Raw genomic sequence first — 3900 nt, 5'->3', positions numbered from 1 at the left:
CAGCCACTCCGGGCAAAACACCACCAGCGCGCTGATTACCGTGCCGTTGATGAACGCTTCGGGGAACATCATCAGCCACAGGTAGCCGACAAAATCGCTGAGCCACTCCGGCATGGCGAAGCGCCCGTCCAGCCACAGCAGCCCCAGCCCGACCGAAAGGCAGGCCAGCACCGTCAGTGCCGCCGGGAAGAACCCTGAACAGAAGATATACACAAACAGGTTCTGCGGCTGGGCGCGCTCGACCGCTATCGCGCACGCCTCGGCTATCAGCACCGGCAGGCCAACCAGCAACAAGCCATTCACCCCCAGCGCCGCCAGGTCCTGGCGCCCCAGCACCAGCAAGCCGAGCTGGGCCATGAACCCACCCAGCACCGCCAGTGGCCAGTCCAGCAGCAGCGTGACCGCCGTCATGCCGATGAAGTGGTACGACACCCCGGTATCGAAATCGCGCCGCACCAGCCACAGTGCAAACAGGCAGAACACCGTGCCAAACAGCAGATGCTGGCGGCGCCGGTCAGTGAACAGCTCAACCCAGCCAACCCGGCTGACCGCCCAGACCAGCAACGGCACATAACCCAGCCAGCCAAGCGTAAGGGTGGTGCCGGACAACACCTGCGCGCTGATCACCTGACGAATACCCCTTGCAGCCATGTGGATAACGCGAGTCTACACCCATTCTCCGTTTCATTCGGTTGCGCTAGGCTAGCGCCTTCATACGATGCAGGAAGCATTGCTCATGCCGGAAGGAATCAACCTCGCCCTGCTGCTGGCAGCAGCCCTCAACGCCATCATCGGCGTACTTCACTTGGCCATCATCGCCGTCGGGCCGCGCTGGTACCGGTTGTTCGGCGCCGGTGAGCGCATGGCCGTGGCCGCCGAAAAAGGCCGCTGGTACCCGGGGCTGATCACTGCAGCCATCGCCTGCGTGCTGCTGGCCTGGTCGGCCTATGCGCTGTCAGCTGCCGGGGCCATCGGACGGCTGCCCTTGCTGCTGCCGGCCATCTGCCTGATCACCCTGGTGTACCTGGTGCGTGGCCTGTTGGGGCCCCTGTTGCTGGCGGGCACCGGGCGTTCGCGGCGTTTCATCGTGGTCAGTTCGCTGATCTGCCTGGGGTTTGGCCTGGTGCATCTGCTTGGGGTGGTGCAGCAATGGCCGGTGCTGAGCTGATTTCTGCGCACAAACAGCATCTTATCGTCATCGATTAGCGGCTAAGCTTGTCTGCATGGATGACTCAGACTACCTGCGCCTGCTTACCATCCAGGCGGAGCAAGCCAATGCCTTTCTCTCCAACGCCCGCAAGTGGGAGCGGGAGCGTTGGGTGTGCCAACGCCTGTTGCAGGGGCTGAACATCCCCTACCGCAGCGAGGACTTCACCCCGGCCGGGCAGGAACCACCAGACGTGCTGTTCCGCGACGCGGCTTTCGAGGTGTTTTTCGTGCTCGACGAGGGCCGCCGGCTCAACGATGAATGGCGCGAAGAACTGCAGCGCCGGCGCAGTGCGTTTTCCCTGGCGCAGCTGGTACGCCGCGAAGCGCGCCCGCGGCGCATCAGTGCCACCGAGCTGCTGGGGCGCCTGGCGCCGACCTTGCGCAAGAAGGCGCACAACTACCGGGAACGCGGGCTGGAGCTGAACGAGCTGGACATCATCGCCTTCGCCAGCCTCAAGCGCGAAGTACTCGACCTCAACACCCACTTCCCGCCGCCCACCGAATACCTGCGCCAGGGCTGGCGCTCGCTGTCGCTGGTGGGGCCGACCTTTGCCCGGGTGCTGTTCGCCCACCCCGACGCGCCGGACTTCCTGCGTGGCAACCTGGGCCGCAGCATTGTTTTCGATGTGGGCATCAGTCTTTGATCCACTGCAGCGAGTGTTTGCGATGGCGTACACTCGGCGCCAGAGATAGAAAGCCTTATCATTTGTTTCAAGCGCTTGCGTGAACGCTGTAGCGTTTACGCAGTCACAAACGTCTACCTGACGAGGCCCCACCATGACCAGCCGCCTGAATCCGGAAGATCAGCGTCGTGTCGATGAGTATCTGCGAGCCCCCCAGCACCAAGTCGAGCGCAGGCCCTTCCGGCCGTGGCTGCTCCTTGTGCTGGTGGTGGCCGTGACCATCGGGTTGGGTCTCATCAGCCGCCTGCTCAGTGGACTGGTGCTATGAGCTGCTTCGCGCTCGCCCTCCCCTCGTGCAGTTTGCGGCCGGCCCCCGGGGCCACGAATTCCGTAAACCTTATGAGATATCCCCATGACTCATCGCATCGTGATTGTCGGCGGCGGCGCCGGCGGCCTGGAACTGGCGACCCGCCTGGGTAAAAGCCTGGGCAAGCGCAAGCAGGCCGAAATCACCCTGGTCGACGCCAACCTCACGCACATCTGGAAACCGCTGCTGCACGAAGTGGCCGCCGGCTCGCTGAACTCCTCGGAAGACGAACTGAACTACGTGGCCCAGGCCAAGTGGAACCACTTCAACTTCCAGCTGGGGCGCATGAGCGGCCTGGACCGTGAAGGCAAACAGATTCAACTGGCCGCCACCCTCGATGAAGAGGGCCGCGAGCTGCTGCCTGCGCGCACCCTGGGCTACGACACCCTGGTCATTGCCGTGGGTTCCAACACCAACGACTTCGGCACCCTGGGCGCGGCGCAGCACTGCTTGTTCCTCGACACCCGCAAGCAGGCCGAGCGTTTCCACCAGCAGTTGCTCAACCACTACCTGCGTGCCCATGCCGGTGATGTGGCCAGCGAGAAAATCAGCGTGGCCATCGTCGGTGCCGGTGCCACCGGTGTGGAGCTGGCAGCCGAGCTGCACCACGCGGCGCACGAACTGGCGGCCTATGGCCTGGACCGCATCCAGCCCAAGGACATGCACATCACCATTATCGAGGCGGGCCCGCGCGTTTTGCCGGCTCTGCCAGAGCGCATCAGCGTGCCGGTGCACAAGACCCTGGAAAAACTCGGGGTGAAGGTGATGACCAACGCCGCCGTCAGTGAAGTGACCGAGGATGGCCTGAAAACCAAGGACGGTGAAGTGATCCAGGCCAGCCTGAAGGTGTGGGCGGCAGGTATCCGTGCACCGGGTTTCCTCAAGGACATCGATGGCCTGGAAACCAACCGCATCAACCAGCTGGTGGTACGCCCTACCCTGCAGACCACCCGCGACGACAACATCTTTGCCTTCGGTGACTGTGCCGCCTGCCCGCAACCGGGTAGCGACCGCAACGTGCCGCCACGCGCCCAGGCGGCGCACCAGCAGGCTTCGATGCTGGCGCAGAGTTTGAAGGCGCGGCTGGAGAACAAGCCGCTGCCGACCTATGAGTACAAAGACTACGGTTCGCTGGTGTCGCTGTCGCGCTTCTCGGCGGTGGGCAACCTGATGGGTAACCTGATGGGCAGCGTGAAGCTGGAGGGCTGGCTGGCGCGGATGTTCTATGTGTCGCTGTACCGGATGCACCAGATGGCGTTGTACGGGTTCTTCCGCACGGCGTTGATGATGCTGGGAAGCAAGATTGGCCGGGGTACCGAGCCTAGGTTGAAGTTGCACTGACACTGAAGATTGCCGGGGGCGCTTTGCGCCCCTTTCGCGACACAAGGCCGCTCCCACAAACGACCGCGCGCAATGCTGGCTCACAATTCTGCCAGGCAAAAAAAAGGGCATCTCATTCGAGATGCCCTTTTTTTCATGGTGGGTCGTGTAGGATTCGAACCTACGACCAATTGGTTAAAAGCCAACTGCTCTACCAACTGAGCTAACGACCCGGAAATGGTCGGGGTGAGGGGATTCGAACTCCTGACATCCTGCTCCCAAAGCAGGCGCGCTACCGGACTGCGCTACACCCCGTGATACTTAAAGAAAAAGGGCATCTCGCTTGAGATGCCCTTTTTACATGGTGGGTCGTGTAGGATT

Annotated in this window: 5 protein-coding genes and 2 tRNA genes; 4 read left to right on the top strand and 3 right to left on the bottom strand. The window is 62.7% G+C overall.

All coding sequences use genetic code 11. From position 1 onward, the window contains the following. Nucleotides 1–651: energy-coupling factor ABC transporter permease (locus tag M2S36_RS24140; RefSeq protein ID WP_333957986.1), on the bottom strand; the 651-nt coding region annotated here is incomplete at its 3' end. Between the two features lie 85 nt (nucleotides 652–736). On the opposite strand from M2S36_RS24140, the gene M2S36_RS24135 reads away from it, so the two are divergent. The 4 genes from M2S36_RS24135 (at nucleotide 737) to M2S36_RS24120 (ending at nucleotide 3540) form a co-directional block, all read left to right on the top strand. Continuing rightward, nucleotides 737–1168 carry a hypothetical protein gene (locus tag M2S36_RS24135; RefSeq protein ID WP_063911150.1) on the top strand — a complete coding sequence of 144 codons (432 nt, stop codon included), beginning with the start codon at nucleotides 737–739 and terminating at the stop codon, nucleotides 1166–1168. A 55-nt stretch (nucleotides 1169–1223) separates the two neighbouring features. After that, a complete protein-coding gene (locus M2S36_RS24130; protein WP_013970766.1) occupies nucleotides 1224–1853 on the top strand; it encodes a DUF1780 domain-containing protein in 630 nt (209 codons plus the stop codon). A gap of 133 nt (nucleotides 1854–1986) precedes the next feature. Beyond that, nucleotides 1987–2160 (top strand): DUF3094 family protein, encoded by a 174-nt coding sequence (locus M2S36_RS24125; RefSeq protein WP_013970765.1) that lies wholly within the window; start codon nucleotides 1987–1989, stop codon nucleotides 2158–2160. Nucleotides 2161–2244: 84 nt separating this feature from the next. After that, nucleotides 2245–3540, top strand: coding sequence for an NAD(P)/FAD-dependent oxidoreductase (locus tag M2S36_RS24120; RefSeq protein WP_063911149.1), 1296 nt, complete (start codon nucleotides 2245–2247; stop codon nucleotides 3538–3540). Between the two features lie 136 nt (nucleotides 3541–3676). On the opposite strand, the gene M2S36_RS24115 is transcribed toward M2S36_RS24120, so the two are convergent. Both M2S36_RS24115 and M2S36_RS24110 read right to left on the bottom strand, forming a co-directional pair. Then, a tRNA-Lys gene (locus M2S36_RS24115) sits at nucleotides 3677–3752 on the bottom strand. Nucleotides 3753–3757: 5 nt separating this feature from the next. Continuing rightward, nucleotides 3758–3834: transfer RNA gene (locus M2S36_RS24110), tRNA-Pro, on the bottom strand. Nucleotides 3835–3900: the final 66 nt, after the last annotated feature.

Source organism: Pseudomonas sp. SF2, from assembly GCF_036858055.1.
Lineage (GTDB): Bacteria > Pseudomonadota > Gammaproteobacteria > Pseudomonadales > Pseudomonadaceae > Aquipseudomonas.
This window is presented reverse-complemented; position numbering and strand designations above follow the sequence as displayed.

What these genes read in the sequence shown, in the direction of transcription:
- M2S36_RS24135 (WP_063911150.1), top strand. Translation starts at nt 737, where the DNA reads ATGCCGGAAGGAATCAACCTCGCCCTGCTGCTGGCAGCAGCCCTCAAC.
- M2S36_RS24130 (WP_013970766.1), top strand. Translation starts at nt 1,224, where the DNA reads ATGGATGACTCAGACTACCTGCGCCTGCTTACCATCCAGGCGGAGCAA.
- M2S36_RS24125 (WP_013970765.1), top strand. Translation starts at nt 1,987, where the DNA reads ATGACCAGCCGCCTGAATCCGGAAGATCAGCGTCGTGTCGATGAGTAT.
- M2S36_RS24120 (WP_063911149.1), top strand. Translation starts at nt 2,245, where the DNA reads ATGACTCATCGCATCGTGATTGTCGGCGGCGGCGCCGGCGGCCTGGAA.